The sequence below is a fragment of the Burkholderia sp. JKS000303 genome, from assembly GCF_002563755.1.
Taxonomy (GTDB): Bacteria; Pseudomonadota; Gammaproteobacteria; order Burkholderiales; family Burkholderiaceae; genus Burkholderia; species Burkholderia anthina_B.
Window position 1 is genome coordinate 538,573 of the sequence record NZ_PDBZ01000003.1, and the last position, 17,509, is coordinate 556,081.

Here is a 17,509-nt window from a genome sequence, read left to right on the forward strand (position 1 = left end):
AAACAGGCCACCAGCCGCATTCGGGTGGCCTCATGCTGGTCCCGATGCCATTCGGCGCGCACACACACGTTCGCACCGACGGCGGGAAATACCTCGACTCCGTTTACCAACGGCCTGATCGTCCTGCCGGCGCGATCGACCGCACCGTGTCGGTGATGCGCACGCAGCGCGACAGGCCGAAGACTTCAGCTTCGCGGCGTTCCGGTTCGCTGCTCGCAACGGCGACCGCACGTTCCGGCGGCACGCCGAGCGCCTGCAGCGCGACGTCGAACGGATGCTGATTTGATACGGAGTCCTGCTGGTTGGCGTCGCTCACGACGACCGAGAAGCGGTCGAGGTTCGCGCGGCCGAACTGACCTTCGAACATGTCGCTGAGCCGGTCGGCCGGCAGCGTCGTGACGAGACCGAGTCGATAGCCTTGCTCCGATGCGCTGTCGAGCCACTGGATGATCGCATCGCGCTGGTTGCGCGATTCATGTGAATCCGGTGTCGCTTCGATCTGCGCAAAGGCGGCGTCGAGACGGGTGACGATAGCTTCGATGACCACGGTGATTCCTCTCCTGAGACGTGAAGATCCGTTCGCGGACGGGAATGCCACACACCTTAGCGTCCACCCGGAATACGCGACCAATTAATATTTATATGTGACTCATACGATTTGGCTAATGAATCGGGCAGCAGGCCAGAGCCGGCGGGGGATGCATGCGATGCGGGCCGCGCGCATGAATTGCATCGTATCGACCGGCTTCAATGTGATGCACCAAACACGTGCCCGATTCGAATGCACCGGTTGTGTGCATGTAAAAAAACGGCGTACCGGGCGATCGGCCCGATACGCCGTCATGCAACGTGCCCGCGAGCGATCAGTGCAGCTTGATCGACGGCTGGTTGCGGCTTTGCAGCCAGTGGCTCAGCGACTGGAACAACGCGCGCTTCAACCCGTACACGCTGAACAGGTGCTTGCGATACAGGAACTTGTACAGGCCGATCGCAGCGAGCCCGTCGACGATCAGCGAGCGCGAGCGCACGCCGAGGTCGCCCTGGTACACCGCACCCGCCTGCCCGAGCGACACGACCGTGCCCGCGTCGCGGAACGTGAAGCCCGTCACCGGCTTGCCGGCAAGCCGCCGCACGAGCGCTTCGCCGAGATACACGGCCTGCTGGTGCGCGACCTGCGCGCGCGGCGGCAGGAACCCGCCCGCATCGGCCGACGGGCATGCGGCGCAGTCGCCGAACGCATACACGTGCGGATCGTCGGGCGTCTGCAACGTGTCGGTCACGATCACCTGGTTCGACCGGTTCAGCGCGATGTCGCCGAGTTCGCGCAGGATCGCGGGGCCCGCGACGCCGGCCGCCCAGATCGTGATGTCGCTCGCGAGGCGCTCGCCGGCCGCGGTCGTGACCGCGTCCGCGCCGACTTCCGCGACGCGCGTATCCGTCAGCACGTCGACGTTCAGCGTGCGCAACTGCGCGTGCATCTTGCCTGACAGCCGTTCGTCGAGCGCGGGCAGGATGCGCGGGCCGCCTTCGATCAGCCGGATGTGCACGTCGCGTGCGGACACCAGCGCCTTGAAGCGATACGTCGTCAACTGCTGGATCGCGTGCCGCAGCGCCGCGGCCAGCTCGACGCCGGTGGCGCCCGCGCCGATCACGTTGATGCAGATCGGCGCCGCACGCCGCGCGGGCTGCTGCTCGGCCAGGTGATTCGCCTTCGTGCACGCGGCGAGGAACTTGCGGCGGAAATCCTCGGCCTGATCGAGGTTTTCGAGCGGCAACGCGTGGCGCGCGGCCCCCGGCACGTTGAAGAAGTTCGTCACGCTGCCGACGGCCAGCACGAGATCGTCGTAGTCGAGTTCGCGCTGCGGCAGGATTTCCGTGCCGTCCGCATCGTGCACGGCGGCGATCGTCGCCGTGCGGGCCGCGCGGTCGACCCGCTGCAGCGCGCCCTGCACGAAGCGAAAGCCGTGACGCTTCGCCTGCGCCGCGTATTCGATCGTGTGCGATGCCGGATCGCGATGGCCCGACGCGGCTTCGTGCAGCAGCGGCTTCCAGAAGTGCGTCGGGTAGCGGTCGACGAGCACGACGTCGGCTTGCCCGCGGCGCCCGACCGTGTCGCCGAGGCGCGTGGCGAGGTGCAGGCCGCCGGCGCCGCCGCCGACGATCACGATGCGCGGCACGCGCGGTGCGCGATCCGTTGCAAGGATAGGCGTGATGTTGTCCATGTTGTGGCTCCCGCTGATGACGATTCGGATGACATTGCTCAAGAACCGACGATATAGTTTCGAACCCACTCGAACAATTTAATGTTTATAAGCGACTCATATGTATTCACTTATAGGAAAGACCGCGACATTCCGGCAGCTGAAGGCACTGGACATGATTGCGCGGCTCGGCAGCGTGTCGCGCGCGGCCGAGGAGCTGAACCTCACGCAGCCGGCGGTATCGCTGCAGGTTCGCCTGCTCGAGGAGGCCGTGGGCGCCGCGTTGCTGCAGCGGGTGGGGCGCGGCGTGCAGCTGACCGCGGCCGGAGAGATCGTGTCGCGCTATGCGCGCGAGATCCTGCATCTGTGGAGCGAGGCCGGCGACGAAGTGGCCGCGCTGACGGGCGATCTCGGCGGCACGCTGCGGATCGGCGCGATCACGACGGCCGAGTACCTGATCCCGCCGCTGCTGGTGAAATTCACCGCGACGCGGCCGCACGTGAAGACCTATTTCAAGGTGGGCAATCGCGACGACATCATCCGCATGCTCGCCACGCATGAAATCGATCTCGCGGTGATGGGCAGCGCGCCGAAGGAGCTGCGCACGCACGCGGTCGAGTTCGCGAAGCATCCGATGGTGTTCGTCGCGGCGCCGGGGCATCCGTTGATGCAGCGCAAGCGCGTCGCGCTGAAGGATCTCGAATCCGCGCACCTGCTCGTGCGCGAACGCGGCGCGGGCACGCGCTCGACCGTCGAGAGCCTGTTCAAGACGGCAGGGCACCGCTTCCATGTGGGCTCCGAACTGTCGAGCAACGAGGCGATCAAGCAGATGGCCGAAGCCGGGCTCGGCATCGCATTCCTGTCGTTGCACGCGTGTGCACTCGAGCTGCGCACGGGGCTGCTCGGGCAACTGCCGTTTCCGGGCAACCCGATCGTGCGCGAGTGGTACGTGATCACGCTCGCCGACCGACGCATCTCGCAGGTGACGGGGCTGTTCCGCGACTTCCTGATCAAGCAGGGCGCGCCGGTGATCGACGGCGCGACGGTGGCGCCGCCCGAACGCCGGCGCAAGTAACGCAGATCATGACGGCTGGTCAGCCGATTCCGAAGTCGTCGTTGCTGTCGGGAATCGACGCGAGCAGCCGTTCGAGCCCGTACCAGCCGAGCACGCGCAGGCATTGCGTGGCAATTGCGGTTCGGAGGTTGCCCAAGCGGGAATCGGAACGGGGCAGGGAGGCAACGCGGGCGGCGCCGGACGGCGGCGCGGCAAACGTCGTGCGAGGCGGGCAGCAATCGGGCATGACGGGCTCCGTAGGTGTCGGATGAGGCGATCGTAGGCGTCGCCGCGCCCGCTGGCGCGCACGCAAGGATGGGCCGGAGCAGAAACGGATGATCTTTTTCTGCAACGTGCGGGAATGGCTGGCCAGACCCGGCAAGCGTCCCGAAAAAGCGTCACAATGCGCGTTCGACACCGATCGGGTGGAGGGACACCATGAGCGATCCGATTCTCGCCGCGCCAACGGACAACGGCGTGCCGGTCAGCCTGCGCTCCAGCCGCGGCCTGGGCTGGCACGGCTTTGGCGCAGCGCTGCTGGAGATCCGCGCGGGCACATACCGGATTCCCGCTGCCGATCATCACCGCATCGGCGTGCATATCGGCTCGCCCGTTCGCGCGGATTGCGTGTGCGACGGCGAGCGCGTGTCGCGCATCCAGGCGCATGGCGACGTCGACGTGATTCCGGCCGGCCTGCCGGGCCGGTGGACCGACAGCGCCGACTGCCGGATCCTGCACATTGCGCTCAGCGACACGTTCGTGCGGCGCACGTTCGAGCAGCTCGAGCTGAAGCCGTCGCAGGCGCGGATTCGCCGCCGGCTGCAGGTGCGCGATCCGCGTCTGCAACACATCGCGTGGGCGATGGCCGCCGAACTCGAGGCGGAGAATGCATCGGATCCGCTCTATGCGGAGAGCCTGTGCACGGCGCTCGTCGCGCGGCTGGTCGACAGCCAGCCGGCGTTCCGCGAGCGTCGGCGCATGCTCGCGCCGAAAGCGGCGGCGCGCGTGATCGACTATGTCGAGGCGAATCTCGAACGGCGGATGACGCTCGTCGAGCTCGCGGCGCTCGTGTCGATCAGCGTGCCGCATTTCAAGGTGCTGTTCCGCGAGACGCTCGGGATGCCGGTGCACCAGTATGTGGTGCGGCGTCGGGTCGAGCGCGCGAAGGCGCTGCTGCTCGAAGGGCGGCTGAGCATCAGCCAGATCGCGCTCGAAGCCGGGTTTGCGCATCAGAGCCACATGGCGAACTGGATGAATCGCGTGCTGGGGGCGACGCCGACGGAGATCGCGCGGTCGGGGGCGCGGGGCGGGTTGAGGCTTGCACATGACGGTGAGAGCCGTTGAGCAACCGCGGCAACAGGCTGGTGCTCCGCGCGGGCCGGCGGTCGGTGAATCCGCTGGCCGTCGGGCATGGGCATGCCAACAAAAATCACGCTGTTCGACAATGACAGCGCCTGCCATGCAGCGGACGAACCCGACAGCGGCCTAAGCCGCCATCCTTTCCTGTTCCGCCTCATCCATCCCTGCGCGCCCTCGCGGCCGCGAGCGCCGACAATCACCCCACCTTCATCCCCCAGGAGCGGATCGTGTTCGTGATTTTCGGAGCATCAGGCAACGTCGGCTTGTCGACCGTGACGACCCTGCGCCATGCAGGCCACCCCGTGCGCGCGGTGCTGCGCGACGCACACCGGCGCGATCGCTTCGCGCAACTCGGCTGCGACGTCGCGATTGCCGACCTCACCGACGCACGCTCGGTCGCCGCGGCGATCGACGGCGCGCAAGCCGTGCAGATGCTGTGTCCGGTGCCCGTTGCCGACAGCGACCCGGCCGCGACGATGGAGCGGACGATCGACCTCGTGACCGGCGCACTCGCCGCGAATCCGCCGCCGGTGCTGCTCGCGTTGTCGGACTACGGCGCGGAACGCGACGGCAACACGGGCATCACGCGGCTCTTTCATCGTCTGGAAGCAACGCTGAAGACGGTTCCGACGCAGCTCACGCTGTTGCGTTCGGCCGAGCATCTGCAGAACTGGACGCGCATCCTGCCGGTCGCGCTCGCAACCGGCGTGCTGCCGAGTTTTCATCATCCGGTCGACAAGAGGTTTCCGACGGTCTGGGCGCCCGACGTGGGTGTCGCGGCGGCGCGGCTGCTGCTCGATCGGACTGAATTCGGTAACGGGCCGCGTATCGTCAGCATCGAAGGACCGCAGCGTATGAGTGTGCTCGACATCGCGGAGATGCTCGGTGCGGCGGCTGATCGTCAGATCGTCGCGCGTGAACTGCCGCGCGATGCATGGACTGCGACGCTGTTACGCGCAGGGCTCAGCGAGCGTCATGCGCAACTGATCGTTGATTTGTACGACGTGCACAACGCGGGGCAGATCGATGTGGAGGACGGCGTGTCGGAGCGTGTGTATGGCGTGACGGCACCGGAGGAGGCGCTCGCTGTGCTGGTGCGCGAGCAGGCGGCGCCGGTGTGATGCGAGCAGCCGCTATCCGGGGTTGATGTTGATGGACCGGGTTGGCAAGTTACGAAACCCGGTCCGGACTGCAGGGCGCACTTTAACCGTGCCCCGAAGTCCTGCGCTTCAGCCACATGCGCCCGGGCGGCTCGAAGTACGTCCCGAGCCGCACGAGTCCGGCCTTCTTCAGATGGCAGGTCATTTCAAAACTCACCAGCACGCCAGGATCATCATTTTCGAGGATGTCGACGTCGATGGAGCGGATGCGAGGCTCATATTTCAGGAGCGTCGCCTCCATCTGCTGCTTGAGCATGTGGGCTGATGCGGGCAGCGCCTTGTAGATGTTCGTCAGATCCGGCAGACCATATCCGCCGACGGACGACCGGTTCCAGTGGCGTGTACTGTCGCATCTTGCGCCGAATTTCCTGTCGATGATGGGCGCGGAAGTGCTGCATGCGGCGCCTGGCAGTCCGTCTCGGACACCTCTTCCAGCGCATATCGCGCGGTGTTCTTCAAGCAGGTGAAGGTGCTCAACGTCGATCTGTCCGCTCGGGAGGCATTGAACCCCGACGACGCCGGTCGAGCGACATCGGTCGCGGTGCGCGTGTATCAGTTGAAGGACCGCAAGATGTTCGATGGCGCATCCTACGAGGACCTGCTGAAGAACGACCGGACGGTCCTTGCACAGGACCTGCAGGCGAACCTTGCCGCCGTGCTGAACCCGGGGGCGTCGGCGAGCCTTTCGCAGCCGATGCAGGCCGATACGAAATACATCGCGATCGTGGCGTTCTACCGCAACCCGGGCAACGGTGACGGGTGGAAGTACGTGATCGAAAAGAAGAAGCTCGATGCGGACAAGCCGTTGAAACTCGAGCTTGTCGATCAGCTTCTGCTGGCCAGCGGCGCTCCTCGCAACACCTCGAGGTAGTGCCTGACTGGCCGGTCGTCGTTACGATCCCCGCAATGCGAAGGACACGACCCGACCTGATTCGCGCGCTCGATGAACTGAACCACGACATCCGGCGAACCCGCGCCCGGGAAGGCATTGCATCGAGTGATCGAGGGCGGCACCGTGCGCCTGCTCAAACGTCCCGACGCCCCCGCGTCCTGCTCGTCACCACATACGCCACCGACCCGATCACGATCCCCCAGAATGCCGACCCGAGCCCGAGCCACGTCATCCCCGACGCGGTCGCGAGGAACGTGATCACCGACGCTTCGCGGTGCGCCTCGTCCTCGAAGATCCCGTGCACGTTCGACCCGATCGCGCCAATCAGCGCGAGCCCCGCGAGGATCGCGACGAACGCCTTCGGCAGCGCGAAGAACAGCGTGACGATCGTGCCCGCGAAGAGCCCGCCGATCAGGTAGATCACGCCGTTCGCGATGCCGGCGATGTAGCGCCGGTCCGGATCCTCGTGCGAATCCTTGCCGGTGCACAGCGCCGCGGTGATCGCCGCAACGACGATCGTGATTCCGCCGAAGCACGCGACGACGAGCGACATCACGCTGGTCGCGGTGATGATCGGCCGCGCGCTCGTGTGGTAGCCGGACACGCGCAGGATCGCCATGCCCGGCAGGAACTGGCCGGTGAGGCTCACGACGACGAGCGGCAGCGCCAGGCTGAGCGTCGTGCCGAGCGTCCATTCGGGCGCGATGAAGATCGGCCGCGCGATGCTCGGCGACACGTTGCCGAGATGCGTCATCCCGAGCAGCGTCGCGAGCGCGGCGCCGGTGAGCAGCACGAGCACGATGCTGTAGCGCGGCAGCACGCGCTTGAAGATCACGTACGCGGCGATCATCCCGAACCCGAGCACCGGCTGCGCGGTGGCGGCGGAGAACGCGTGCATGCCGAACGGCAGCAGGATGCCGGCCATCATCCCGCACGCGATGCCGCGCGGAATGTGGCGCACGAGCCGGTCGAAATAGCCGGTGATGCCGATCACGAGGATGATCAGCGCAGCGGTGATGTACGCGCCGACAGCCTGGTTCAGCGTCAGTTGCGGAAACAGGCCGACGAGCAGCGCGGTGCCGGGCGCCGACCAGGCAGTGATCACCGGCACCTTCAGCTTCCAGCTCGCGAACAGGCCCGACACGCCGGCGCCGATCGAGATCGCCCAGACCCACGACGACACCATTGCATTGGACGCATGCGCGGCCTGCGCGCCCTGGAAGAAGATCGCGAGCGGGCCCGCGTACGAAATCAGGACCGCGAGAAAGCCCGCTGTAATCGCGGAGATGGACCAGTCGTTGCCGATCGAGCGGGTCGCGCCGGGCGAGGTGTTCGGTTGCATCGTCGTAGGGGTAGCGCGCGCGGCCGGGGCCGGATCCGCAGCGGAGGGTTGCCTGATAGCCCGGAGGAGCCGACATTTTCGGCGTTGTCGGTGGAATTGACAATTCATCGCCGGATATCAACACTGTTTACTTTCGATAAACAGTCCGGGCGAACCAGATGGACAGATTGCTGGCGATGCGGCTCTTCACGTGCATCGTCGATTCCGGCAGCTTCACGCGCGCCGCGCAACAGCTCGGCATGCAGCGCGCGTCGGCGACGCAGATCATGAAGCAGCTCGAGTCGCACCTCGGCGCGCGGCTGCTGGTGCGCACGACGCGGCACGTGAGTGCGACGGTCGACGGCACGGCGTACTACCGGCGCTGCGTGGATATCCTGGACGGCATCGACGAGGCCGAAGCGTCGTTCTCGCACGCGGCGCGCCATCCACAGGGCGCGCTGAAGGTCGATCTCGCGAGTTCGTTCGCGCGGCTCGTCGTGATTCCGGCGCTTCCCGAATTCTTCATGCGCTATCCGCAGGTCACGCTCGACATCAGCGTCGGCGACCGCCGCGTCGACCTCGCGCGGGAAAGCGTCGACTGTGTCGTGCGGATCGGCGAGCTGACCGATTCGTCGCTGGTCGCGCGCCGCGTCGGCATGCTCGAGCAGGTCACGTGCGCGAGCCCGGGCTATCTGGCCGAGCATGGCCGGCCGCGCAATCTCGCCGATCTCGCGAAGCATCGCGAAGTCGCGTACGTGTCGGCGTCGAGCGGCAAGCGCGTGCCGCTCGTGTTCGGCACGGACGACAACGCTCAGACGACGGAGTTGCCCGCATCGGTGTCGGTCAACAACGGCGACGCGTACGTGACGGCGTGCGAGGCCGGGCTCGGGATCATTCAGGTGCCGCGCTATCACGTGGTGGAGAAGCTGCGCGGCGGCACGCTGACGGAGATTCTCACGCGGCTGCGTCCGCCGCCGTTGCCGTTGTCGGTGCTGTATCCGCATCGCGGCCATCTGTCGCCGCGGCTGCGGGTGTTCATCGACTGGATCGGCGAGCTGGTGCGCGAGCGCGCATGGTGACACCGGCGATGCAGGCCCGGCGAGCCGTCACGTACTGATCCGGGGATAGCCGTCGACGGCCGCTACTTTCGCGCTGCTTCCGGCCGATAGCGACGCCGTGCCGCGATCGAACGGGTGCACGGGTGTGTCGGTTGGCGTCCATGCATGGCGTGTCAGCAGCGTGCGATAGCCGCCGCGAATCACGAAGCCGCCGTTTTTTTCCGCATATGCCGTGCGCCGCATCCGGTAGGCGCGCGGCAGGTCGTACCACGGCAGCTTCGGCAGGTCGTGATGGACGAGGTGATAGTTGTTGTTCAGGTACAGCAGTCGCATCGCGAAGCCGGCTTCGTTGATCGCGATGCGTGCCTTCGGATGCGGCGCGGCGCGATGCTCGAACAGCGAGCGGATCATCGCGAGCGACAGCGCGGGCCACGTGACCGCCAGCAGGTAGTACCACCACGGCACGCCGATCGACCACTGCAGCCATGCGAGCAGTGCGGCCACGCACGCCGCGTGCGTCAGCCACATCGGCAGATAGTGGAAGTCGCCGCGCCGAAACGCGTCGAACGCGTCGACGCACACCGCCGCGACGCTCGTCGGTGGTCCGAATACCAGCCGCCCGATGAAGGTCGTACGCGCAACCGTGAGGGCGCGACGCCAGCCCGGCAGCTGCACCCACCGGTCGTGCGAGACGTAGTTGGTTTCCGGATCGACGCCCGGCACGGTCAGGTCTTCGTCGCGGTGATGGTCGAGGTGCGTGTCGCGATACAGCGTGTACGGATACCAGACCGTCAGCGGCGGGTAGCCGAGCAACCGGTTCACGAACCTGGAGCGCGTCGGATGGCCATGCAGCAGCTCGTGCTGCAGCGACATATGCCACGCGCCGAGCAGGATCAGCGGCGGCGTCGCGGCCGCGAGCGACAGGCGCTCCGCGCGCACGAGCAGCAGCACGGCAAGCCAGCCGCCGTAGATCGCGACGACGAGCAGCCAGGTCGGCCACTCGGTGCGGGCAGTGAAGCGGGCGTCCAGCGCGGCAATGGCGCGCGCGTGGTCGACGTCGAAGTATTCGGCCATGTGCTGACGGGGACGGAACGGGGGCGATGCGGGACGCGGAGGGTCGAGCAGGGGCCGGATCGGGCGCGCTCGCCGGATTTGCCTGCCGGCTCACGGCGCGACGCGTATTCGAACGATATCCGGCCGGCATCGTGAGCCAAACCAATGGATTCGGATTTGCTTATCGCTCCCGCGCCGATAAGCATTGGCGCCCGGCATGCCGGGTTCGGTGTCCATTACGGTATGCGAACCGGTTTACGCCGGAGGCCTGACGATGCGTAGAATGCCCGCATGAGCCAATGGATCGCCGCATTGCCGATGTACAACGTGACGCTGCGCCACGCCGCACTGTGGCGCGCGTTGTTGCGCGACGCACTCGCGCATACCGGCGACCCTGCCAGCGTCGCGCTGCCCGACGAGCCGTTCGGCGATCTGCACGCGTTGTGGCGGCGCGGCGACCTGCTGCTGTCGCAGACGTGCGGCTATCCGTACCGGATGCTCGGATTGCGCGAAGCCGTGCAGTTGATCGCGACGCCGGCCTTCGATGCGCCGGGTTGCGACGGCGCGCACTACAGCAGTGTGCTGGTCGTGTCGGCACGGGTGCATGACGGCGGCGCGACGACGCTGGCCGGCTGTCGCGGGTTGCGCGCGGCATTGAACGGCCGCGATTCGCACAGCGGGATGAACGCGTTCCGGCATGCGGTCGCGCCGCATGCGCATGACGGGCGATTCTTCGGTTCGGTGCAGACCTTCGGCTCGCACCTGCGCGTGCTTCAGGCACTGGCCGCGGGCGACGCCGACTGTGCGGCGATCGACTGCGTGACGTTCGCGTATGTGCGCGATGCGCTACCCGAGCGGTTGAACGACGTCCGGGTCATCGGCACGACGGCGAGCGCGCCGGGGCTGCCGTTCATTGCATCGAAGGCGCTCGACGGAACGCGGGTGCGTGCGTTGCAGGCGGCGCTCGATCAGGCCGTCGCGGCCGATCCGCAGCGCGCGAGCGCGTTGCGGCTGACCGGGTTCGAGCGGCTGTCGCCCGACGCGTACGACGCGATCGCCCGCTTAGAGCAGGACGCCGCCGCGCACGGCTATCCCGCGCTGGCGTGAGCGGGGCGTCGTCCTAAAACGGCAACGCACCGGGCGGCGCATTGCGCACCACCGCGAGCGTCGTGCCGATATGGTCTTCGAGCGCGAGGGCGGCGCGCGCATCGGCACGGCGCATCGCGGCTTCGAACAGGCACGTGTGTTCCGCATGCACGTCGCGCTTCGAATCGCCGAGTCCGATGCACACGCGCCGGTAGCGTTCGCTCTGCTGCGACAGCATGCGCAGGATCAGGTAGGTCCACGGGGTCGCGGCTGCCGAGATCAGCGCTTCGTGAAAGCGCCGGTTGCACGCTTCCCACGCGGCGCGGTGCTCGATCGACACCGGCTGCTCCCAGGCCGACAGCATGTCGAAGCTCTGGCGCACGCGCTGCGCCCACGCGTCGTCGCCGCGCCGTACCGAGTCGCGCAGCGCATCGACCTCGATATGAATGCGCAGCCGCGTGATCGCTTCCAGATCGTCGACCGACATCGGCGTGACGCGAAACCCGCGCTGCCCTTCGGCCACGACCAGCGCATCGCTGACGAGCCGCGTGAGCGCCTCGCGCAGCGTGCCGGCCCCGACGCCGTATACGTCCTTCAAGTGTTCGACGCGCAGCTTCGCGCCGGGCGGGTAATGCCCTTCGATGATGTGCTGCCGGAGCTGGTGATACGCGTGCTCGCTGAGCGTGCGGGCGTGCGGTTCGGTATCGTCGGCGGCAGCCGGTTCGAGCGCGGGCGACGCGTCGTCGAACGGATGGGCGGGCAGGATGGTGTTCATGTCACGCGTCCTCCTGATCCTGTTTGCGGTTGAGGCGATAGCTGAGCTGGGCGCGCGTCAGGCCGAGCAGGCGCGCGGCGGCCGACAGGTTGCCGTTCGCGCGGTCGACGGCTTCGTGCAGCAGTGCGCGTTCGAGGCCGTCGAGCCCGCCGCAGCCCTGCAACTGGTCGAGGATCGCCGTGCAGTCGATCGACATCGCGGTCGCCGGCCGGATCTGCCCGGCGCGGTCGACCGTTGCGCCGCCGGGCGAGCCGACGCCGGGGAACAGGTCCTTCGCGTCGACCGGACGGTTCGGGCGCGCCAGGATCACCGCGCGCTCGATCAGGTTCTCGAGCTCGCGCACGTTGCCGGGCCAGCGGTAGCCGCGCAGCGCGTCGTATGCGTAGTCGGTCAGCGTCGGCGCGGGCTTGCCGTGCAGTGCCGCGAAGCGTTCGAGCATCGCGTCGGCGAGCGGCGCGATGTCGTCCTGCCGTTCGCGCAGCGGCGGAATCAGCACCGGGTACACGTTGATCCGGTAATAGAGATCGGCGCGGAAGGTGCCGTCGCGCACGGCCTGTTCGAGATCGCGGTTGGTCGCTGCGACGACCCGCACGTCCACCTTCCTGCCGTCGGTCGCGCCGAGCCGTTCGACTTCGCCCTCCTGGAGCACGCGCAGCAGCTTCGCCTGCACGTCGAGCGGCAACTCGCCGATCTCGTCGAGAAACAGCGTGCCGCCGTCCGCCCGCTCGAAGCGCCCGGCGCGCGCGGCTTGCGAGCCGGTGAACGCGCCTTTCTCCGCACCGAACAGCTCGGATTCGATCAGCGCATGCGGAATGGCCGCGCAGTTGATCGCGACGAACGGCTTCGCCGCCCGCGGGCTGAGGCTGTGCAGCGCGCGCGCGAAGCGCTCCTTGCCGACGCCCGTTTCTCCGGTGAGCAGCACGGCGACCTTGGTCGGTGCGGCCGTCTCCAGCAGCGCATAGGCGGCGCGAAACGCGTCGGAACGCCCGACGAGCCGGGTCCGGCCGTCGTCGGGCGTCATTTCCAGGCGCAGCGATTCGACCTCGGTCTGCAGGTCGCGGATCGTGTTGATCAGCGAGTCGGCCTTGAACCACGACGAAATCTCTTCCGCGTCGGGCCATTCGTCGGCCGGCTTGCCGACGATCGTGCAGTGCGGGTCGTGCATGCCTACGCAGGACGTTTCCTTGAACAGGATCGTCCGGCCGATGAAGGCGCTGGTGTAGCCGGTCGCATACCCGATCAGCATCCAGCACACCGGTTCGGGCTGCGGCCCGAACGTGCGGCGATGCACGTCGGCCTCCCATGAATGTTCCCAGCGGTATTCGCAGTAGAACGCGCCGGTCGCGGGATCCGCCTCGAAGCGCAGCGGCGTGACCTGCACCGCGCCTTCGAGCATGTGCAGCTGGGGGCCGACATGGAACATGTCGAACAGCGACGCGCCGCTGCGGATCTCGCGGGCGAGCGCCGCGTCCCGTTCGCCCGCGGCGAAGCCGACCCGGGTGAAGAAGCGCCGGGTCTGCGCGGGCCCGACGCTTTCCATCAGTTCCTGGCGCAGCGTCGCCAGTGCGCCGGCATGCAGCAGCACCATCCGCTGTCCGGCCAGCCAGATGCGACCGTCGCTCGCCGAAAAATGGATCAGCTTGCGCAGGTCGGTGTCCGGCGGCAAAGGGGGCAGGCTGGGCCGCGTCATGTCTCCTCCATCGAGATTTCTCGTGATTTCAATAATTTTCGCGACCGGCGCCGCGGCGGATCCATCCATTTGATCATTTCATCAAATGCACCAGAGCGGGTTGCTCAAATGATGAAGAGGGCCGTCGGATATGAGGTTTGGCGCGGTCGCCAGCGCCCGTTTACCGTTCTGGTTAACCGCTATTGTGGGTCGCGAAATTCAACTTCGCGTCAGGGCTTTCCCTGAATTATCGAGATTTTTTGCTGCCCTGGCCGAACGTGGCACGGATGCTGCATTGAAGTCCGGCATGGAGGCGACCCCGATCATGAATCAGCACCCCACCGATCTTTCCCTGCTCGATCCCGGCCGCAAGTGCGTCCGCGTGACCGGCACGAACATCCGCGGCTTCGTCGAATTCGAGTTGTCGATCGGCGGCGCGCCGGAACTGTTCGTCGAGCTGACGTTGTCTCCTGCCGCCTTCGATGCGTTCTGCCGCGAACAACGGGTGACGCGGCTCGACGTCGAAGCGAACCCATGACCTTGAGGAGCAAGAAGTGACCATCGAGCTGAAGACAGTCGACATCAAGCCGCTCCGGCACACCTTTGCGCATGTCGCGCAGAACATCGGCGGCGACAAGACGGCGACGCGCTACCAGGAAGGCATGATGGGCGCGCAGCCCCAGGCGAACTTCCATTACCGGCCGACCTGGGATCCGGACTACGAGATCTTCGATCCGTCGCGTTCGGCGATCCGGATGGAGAACTGGTACACGCTGAAGGATCCGCGCCAGTTCTACTACGCATCGTGGGCGACGGCGCGCGCGCGCCAGCAGGACGCGATGGAGTCGAACTTCGAGTTCGTCGAATCGCGCCGGATGATCGGCCTGATGCGCGACGACGTGGCCGCGCGGGCGCTCGAGGTGCTGGTGCCGCTGCGTCACGCCGCGTGGGGCGCGAACATGAACAACGCGCAGATCTGCGCGCTCGGCTACGGCACCGTGTTCACGGCGCCCGCGATGTTCCATGCGATGGACAACCTCGGCGTCGCGCAGTACCTCACGCGTCTCGCGCTTGCGATGGCCGAGCCCGACGTGCTGGATGCGGCCAAGGCGACCTGGACGAACGACGCCGCGTGGCAGCCGCTGCGCCGCTACGTCGAGGACACGCTGGTCGTGACCGATCCGGTCGAGCTGTTCATCGCGCAGAACCTCGCGCTCGACGGCCTGCTGTATCCGCTGATCTACGACCGCTTCATCGACGAACAGATCGCGCTCGAAGGCGGCTCGGCGGTCGCGATGCTGACCGCGTTCATGCCCGAATGGCACACCGAGTCGAACCGCTGGATCGACGCGGTCGTGAAGACGATGGCCGCGGAATCCGACGACAACCGCGCGCTGCTCGCCCGCTGGACCCGCGACTGGTCGGCGCGCGCCGATGCGGCACTGGCACCGGTCGCGGCCCGCGCGCTGCAGGACGCCGGCCGGGCCGCGCTCGACGAAGTGCGCGAGCAGTTCCACGCACGCGTCGCCAAGCTCGGCATCGCACTCTGACGACGGGAATCCTCCCTTAACCCAAGGAACGCCAGCATGTCCAACGTATTCATCGCCTTTCAGGCCAATGAGGACTCCAGACCGATCGTCGATGCGATCGTCGCCGACAACCAGCGCGCGGTGGTGGTCGAGTCGCCCGGCATGGTCAAGATCGACGCGCCGGACCGGCTGACGATCCGCCGCGAAACGATCGAGGAACTGACCGGCACGCGCTTCGACCTGCAGCAGCTTCAGGTCAACCTGATCACGCTGTCCGGCCACATCGACGAGGACGACGACGAGTTCACGCTGAGCTGGTCGCACTGAACGCCGCGCAACGCGCACCGACAACACCGGAGACACGAATGGACACGCCAACGCTCAAGAAAAAACTCGGCCTGAAGGACCGCTACGCGGCCATGACGCGCGGCCTCGGCTGGGAGACGACCTATCAGCCGATGGACAAGGTCTTCCCGTACGACCGTTACGAGGGCATCAAGATCCACGACTGGGACAAGTGGGTCGACCCGTTCCGCCTGACGATGGATGCGTACTGGAAATACCAGGGCGAGAAGGAAAAGAAGCTGTACGCGGTGATCGACGCGTTCACGCAGAACAACGCGTTCCTCGGCGTGAGCGACGCCCGCTACATCAACGCGCTGAAGCTGTTCATCCAGGGCGTGACGCCGCTCGAATACCTCGCGCACCGCGGCTTTGCGCACGTCGGCCGGCACTTCACGGGCGAGGGCGCGCGCATCGCGTGCCAGATGCAGTCGATCGACGAGCTGCGGCACTACCAGACCGAAACGCACGCGATGTCGACCTACAACAAGTTCTTCAACGGGTTCCATCACTCGAACCACTGGTTCGATCGCGTCTGGTATCTGTCGGTGCCGAAGTCGTTCTTCGAGGATGCGTATTCGTCGGGGCCGTTCGAGTTCCTGACCGCGGTCAGCTTCTCGTTCGAATACGTGCTGACGAACCTGCTGTTCGTGCCGTTCATGTCGGGCGCCGCCTACAACGGCGACATGTCGACCGTCACGTTCGGCTTCTCCGCGCAATCGGACGAATCGCGCCACATGACGCTCGGCATCGAATGCATCAAGTTCCTGCTCGAACAGGATCCGGACAACGTGCCGATCGTGCAGCGCTGGATCGACAAGTGGTTCTGGCGCGGCTACCGGCTGCTGACGCTGGTCGCGATGATGATGGACTACATGCAGCCCAAGCGCGTGATGAGCTGGCGCGAGTCGTGGGAGATGTACGCGGAGCAGAACGGCGGCGCGCTGTTCAAGGATCTCGCGCGCTACGGCATTCGCGAGCCGAAGGGCTGGCAGGACGCATGCGAGGGCAAGGATCACATCAGCCACCAGGCGTGGTCGACGTTCTACGGCTTCAACGCGGCATCGGCGTTCCACACCTGGGTGCCGACCGAAGAAGAAATGGGCTGGCTGTCGGCGAAGTATCCCGACTCGTTCGATCGCTACTACCGCCCGCGCTTCGATCACTGGGGCGAGCAGGCGAAGGCCGGCAACCGCTTCTACATGAAGACGCTGCCGATGCTGTGCCAGACGTGCCAGATCCCGATGCTGTTCACCGAGCCGGGCAACCCGACGAAGATCGGCGCGCGCGAATCGAACTACCTCGGCAACAAGTTCCATTTCTGCAGCGATCACTGCAAGGAAATCTTCGATCACGAGCCGCAGAAATACGTGCAGGCGTGGCTGCCGGTGCACCAGATCTACCAGGGCAACTGCTTCCCGCCCGATGCGGACCCAGGCGCGGAAGGCTTCGATCCGCTCGCCGCGGTGCTCGACTACTACGCGGTGACGATGGGCCGCGACAACCTCGATTTCGACGGTTCGGAAGACCAGAAGAACTTCGCGGCCTGGCGCGGCCAGACCACGAGCAACTGACCCGCAACCGACAAGCAATCTTGACGAGGGCCCGCGCAGCGCCGAGGCGCGAACGCGGGCCGACAGGAGACAAACATGGCCGTCATCGCGCTCAAACCCTACGACTTCCCGGTGAAGGATGCCGTCGGGAAGTTTCCGGCGCCGCTGCTTTACGTGTGCTGGGAAAACCATTTGATGTTCCCGGCGCCGTTCTGCCTGCCGCTGCCGCCCGACATGCCGTTCGGCGCGCTGGCCGGCAACGTGCTGCCGCCCGTCTATGGTTATCACCCCGACTTCGCGAAGATCGACTGGGATCGCGTCGAGTGGTTCCGTTCGGGCGAACCGTGGGCGCCGGACCCGGCGAAGAGCCTGGCCGACAACGGCCTCGGGCACAAGGATCTGATCAGCTTCCGCACGCCGGGCCTCGACGGCCTCGGTGGCGCGAGCTTCTGACCGC

General features: G+C 66.5%; 17 protein-coding genes and 1 pseudogene. 11 read left to right on the top strand and 7 right to left on the bottom strand.

The annotated features are described in order from the left end of the window. Positions 1-103 precede the first annotated feature (103 nt). A complete protein-coding gene (locus BX604_RS30340) occupies positions 104-547 on the bottom strand; it encodes a phosphatase (protein WP_098554513.1) in 444 nt (147 codons plus the stop codon). A 316-nt stretch (positions 548-863) separates the two neighbouring features. Next, on the bottom strand, positions 864-2,222 hold the full coding sequence (locus BX604_RS30345; RefSeq protein ID WP_098554514.1) for an NAD(P)/FAD-dependent oxidoreductase: 1,359 nt from the start codon (positions 2,220-2,222) through the stop codon (positions 864-866). Between the two features lie 100 nt (positions 2,223-2,322). Between BX604_RS30345 and BX604_RS30350 the strand changes: the two genes are divergently transcribed. The 3 genes from BX604_RS30350 (at position 2,323) to BX604_RS30365 (ending at position 5,735) form a co-directional block, all read left to right on the top strand. Further along, the gene (locus BX604_RS30350) at positions 2,323-3,276 is read left to right on the top strand and encodes a LysR family transcriptional regulator (protein WP_098554515.1); all 954 of its coding nucleotides are present in this window, start codon (positions 2,323-2,325) and stop codon (positions 3,274-3,276) included. Positions 3,277-3,693: 417 nt separating this feature from the next. Beyond that, the gene (locus BX604_RS30360; protein ID WP_098554516.1) at positions 3,694-4,599 is read left to right on the top strand and encodes an AraC family transcriptional regulator; all 906 of its coding nucleotides are present in this window, start codon (positions 3,694-3,696) and stop codon (positions 4,597-4,599) included. A 242-nt stretch (positions 4,600-4,841) separates the two neighbouring features. Next, positions 4,842-5,735 (top strand): NmrA family NAD(P)-binding protein, encoded by an 894-nt coding sequence (locus tag BX604_RS30365; RefSeq protein ID WP_098554517.1) that lies wholly within the window; start codon positions 4,842-4,844, stop codon positions 5,733-5,735. Positions 5,736-5,817: 82 nt separating this feature from the next. On the opposite strand, the pseudogene BX604_RS30370 reads toward BX604_RS30365, so the two are convergent. Next, a pseudogene (locus tag BX604_RS30370) lies at positions 5,818-6,087 on the bottom strand (GPW/gp25 family protein); the annotation flags it as partial. A 135-nt stretch (positions 6,088-6,222) separates the two neighbouring features. Here BX604_RS30370 and tssJ point away from each other — a divergent pair. Next, positions 6,223-6,645: a type VI secretion system lipoprotein TssJ gene (gene tssJ / locus BX604_RS30375; protein ID WP_279609333.1), complete on the top strand. Its 423-nt coding sequence runs from the start codon at positions 6,223-6,225 to the stop codon at positions 6,643-6,645. Positions 6,646-6,799: 154 nt separating this feature from the next. Here the strand turns inward: tssJ and BX604_RS30380 are convergent, their stop codons facing one another. Then, complete coding sequence (locus BX604_RS30380; protein WP_098554519.1) at positions 6,800-8,008, bottom strand: benzoate/H(+) symporter BenE family transporter; 1,209 nt, start codon at positions 8,006-8,008, stop codon at positions 6,800-6,802. Positions 8,009-8,166: 158 nt separating this feature from the next. Here BX604_RS30380 and BX604_RS30385 point away from each other — a divergent pair, with 158 nt between their 5' ends. Continuing rightward, on the top strand, positions 8,167-9,066 hold the full coding sequence (locus BX604_RS30385) for a LysR family transcriptional regulator (RefSeq protein ID WP_098554520.1): 900 nt from the start codon (positions 8,167-8,169) through the stop codon (positions 9,064-9,066). Positions 9,067-9,093: 27 nt separating this feature from the next. Here BX604_RS30385 and BX604_RS30390 read toward each other — a convergent pair whose 3' ends face one another. Next, positions 9,094-10,119, bottom strand: a complete 1,026-nt coding sequence (locus tag BX604_RS30390; RefSeq protein ID WP_098554521.1) for a fatty acid desaturase — start codon at positions 10,117-10,119, stop codon at positions 9,094-9,096. A 270-nt stretch (positions 10,120-10,389) separates the two neighbouring features. On the opposite strand from BX604_RS30390, the gene BX604_RS30395 reads away from it, so the two are divergent. Next, positions 10,390-11,205, top strand: a complete 816-nt coding sequence (locus tag BX604_RS30395; protein ID WP_098554522.1) for a phosphate/phosphite/phosphonate ABC transporter substrate-binding protein — start codon at positions 10,390-10,392, stop codon at positions 11,203-11,205. Positions 11,206-11,218: 13 nt separating this feature from the next. On the opposite strand, the gene BX604_RS30400 is transcribed toward BX604_RS30395, so the two are convergent. Together BX604_RS30400 and BX604_RS30405 are read right to left on the bottom strand one after the other, a co-directional pair. Beyond that, positions 11,219-11,959 (bottom strand): GntR family transcriptional regulator, encoded by a 741-nt coding sequence (locus BX604_RS30400; protein ID WP_098554523.1) that lies wholly within the window; start codon positions 11,957-11,959, stop codon positions 11,219-11,221. Position 11,960: 1 nt separating this feature from the next. Continuing rightward, positions 11,961-13,649 (bottom strand): sigma-54-dependent Fis family transcriptional regulator, encoded by a 1,689-nt coding sequence (locus BX604_RS30405; RefSeq protein WP_098554524.1) that lies wholly within the window; start codon positions 13,647-13,649, stop codon positions 11,961-11,963. 130 nt (positions 13,650-13,779) lie between these two features. On the opposite strand from BX604_RS30405, the gene BX604_RS39935 reads away from it, so the two are divergent. The 5 genes from BX604_RS39935 (at position 13,780) to BX604_RS30430 (ending at position 17,505) form a co-directional block, all read left to right on the top strand. Then, entirely contained in the window at positions 13,780-14,166 is a 387-nt protein-coding gene (locus tag BX604_RS39935) for a phenol hydroxylase subunit (protein ID WP_306668248.1), read from the top strand. A 16-nt stretch (positions 14,167-14,182) separates the two neighbouring features. Further along, positions 14,183-15,178 carry a phenol hydroxylase gene (locus BX604_RS30415; RefSeq protein ID WP_098554526.1) on the top strand — a complete coding sequence of 332 codons (996 nt, stop codon included), beginning with the start codon at positions 14,183-14,185 and terminating at the stop codon, positions 15,176-15,178. Positions 15,179-15,214: 36 nt separating this feature from the next. Further along, on the top strand, positions 15,215-15,484 hold the full coding sequence (locus tag BX604_RS30420; RefSeq protein ID WP_098554527.1) for an MmoB/DmpM family protein: 270 nt from the start codon (positions 15,215-15,217) through the stop codon (positions 15,482-15,484). Positions 15,485-15,522: 38 nt separating this feature from the next. Beyond that, entirely contained in the window at positions 15,523-17,073 is a 1,551-nt protein-coding gene (locus tag BX604_RS30425) for an aromatic/alkene/methane monooxygenase hydroxylase/oxygenase subunit alpha (RefSeq protein WP_098554528.1), read from the top strand. A gap of 75 nt (positions 17,074-17,148) precedes the next feature. Next, positions 17,149-17,505 carry a phenol hydroxylase subunit P4 gene (locus tag BX604_RS30430; RefSeq protein WP_098554529.1) on the top strand — a complete coding sequence of 119 codons (357 nt, stop codon included), beginning with the start codon at positions 17,149-17,151 and terminating at the stop codon, positions 17,503-17,505. Positions 17,506-17,509: the final 4 nt, after the last annotated feature.